At 55.5% G+C, this 1,985-nt stretch carries 1 rRNA gene; it reads right to left on the bottom strand.

Annotated features, from left to right (window positions below):
- Positions 1 to 278: 278 nt before the first annotated feature.
- A 16S ribosomal RNA gene (locus tag AC3A4Z_RS22525) occupies positions 279 to 1,803 on the bottom strand.
- Positions 1,804 to 1,985 lie beyond the last annotated feature (182 nt).

Here is a 1,985-nt window from a genome sequence, read left to right as displayed (position 1 = left end):
CCAAACACACCACAGCCAAAACCATGATCCGCTCAACGGCCCTGTTGCCTCAGGACCCAACAGTGTGCCAAACACTAAACCACCCATCCCCGCTCCCCACCGTTCCAGGACACCCGAAAGCATCCGTACTAGACAAGAAGAAGAACAAACGGCCGCTATCTGCTGATATTCCACCCTTGAGCACCCGCCGCAGAACTTGCGTCTGCGCAACGGGCATATACTCCTGACAAACCCCCACCACCACATACACGGCAGGAGAGCTTGTAGGTGCTCCTTAGAAAGGAGGTGATCCAGCCGCACCTTCCGGTACGGCTACCTTGTTACGACTTAGTCCCAATCGCCAGTCCCACCTTCGACAGCTCCCTCCCACAAGGGGTTAGGCCACCGGCTTCGGGTGTTACCAACTTTCGTGACTTGACGGGCGGTGTGTACAAGGCCCGGGAACGTATTCACCGCAGCGTTGCTGATCTGCGATTACTAGCGACTCCGACTTCATGGGGTCGAGTTGCAGACCCCAATCCGAACTGAGACCGGCTTTTTGGGATTAGCTCCACCTCACAGTATCGCAACCCTTTGTACCGGCCATTGTAGCATGCGTGAAGCCCAAGACATAAGGGGCATGATGATTTGACGTCGTCCCCACCTTCCTCCGAGTTGACCCCGGCAGTCTCCTATGAGTCCCCACCATCACGTGCTGGCAACATAGAACGAGGGTTGCGCTCGTTGCGGGACTTAACCCAACATCTCACGACACGAGCTGACGACAACCATGCACCACCTGTAAACCGACCGCAAGCGGGGCACCTGTTTCCAGGTCTTTCCGGTTCATGTCAAGCCTTGGTAAGGTTCTTCGCGTTGCATCGAATTAATCCGCATGCTCCGCCGCTTGTGCGGGCCCCCGTCAATTCCTTTGAGTTTTAGCCTTGCGGCCGTACTCCCCAGGCGGGGCACTTAATGCGTTAGCTACGGCGCGGAAAACGTGGAATGTCCCCCACACCTAGTGCCCAACGTTTACGGCATGGACTACCAGGGTATCTAATCCTGTTCGCTCCCCATGCTTTCGCTCCTCAGCGTCAGTTAATGCCCAGAGACCTGCCTTCGCCATCGGTGTTCCTCCTGATATCTGCGCATTTCACCGCTACACCAGGAATTCCAGTCTCCCCTACATCACTCTAGTCTGCCCGTACCCACCGCAGATCCGGAGTTGAGCCCCGGACTTTCACGGCAGACGCGACAAACCGCCTACGAGCTCTTTACGCCCAATAATTCCGGATAACGCTTGCGCCCTACGTATTACCGCGGCTGCTGGCACGTAGTTAGCCGGCGCTTCTTCTGCAGGTACCGTCACTTTCGCTTCTTCCCTACTGAAAGAGGTTTACAACCCGAAGGCCGTCATCCCTCACGCGGCGTCGCTGCATCAGGCTTGCGCCCATTGTGCAATATTCCCCACTGCTGCCTCCCGTAGGAGTCTGGGCCGTGTCTCAGTCCCAGTGTGGCCGGTCACCCTCTCAGGCCGGCTACCCGTCGTCGCCTTGGTAAGCCATTACCTCACCAACAAGCTGATAGGCCGCGAGTCCATCCAAAACCACAAAAAGCTTTCCACCAACCACCATGCGATGATCAGTCATATCCGGTATTAGACCCAGTTTCCCAGGCTTATCCCAGAGTTAAGGGCAGGTTACTCACGTGTTACTCACCCGTTCGCCACTAATCCCCGGTGCAAGCACCGGATCATCGTTCGACTTGCATGTGTTAAGCACGCCGCCAGCGTTCATCCTGAGCCAGGATCAAACTCTCCGTTGAAGTAAAACAGACACAACCAGGAACCACGGGAAAACGCGGAAACCAGGCTGCACAAAATTTGAAACCAGCTGTAAAAACCAGACCACCCACAGGGGCGGGCAGCCCGATCAATTCAACCAATCACTAAAACAATTGGTATCAACAAACTTGGCACACTATTGAGTTCTCAAACAACAGACACA

Source organism: Arthrobacter sp. Soil_C_49 (assembly GCF_057656635.1).
Note: the sequence above shows the minus strand (reverse complement) of the source record. Positions and strands in the feature narration are given on the sequence as shown.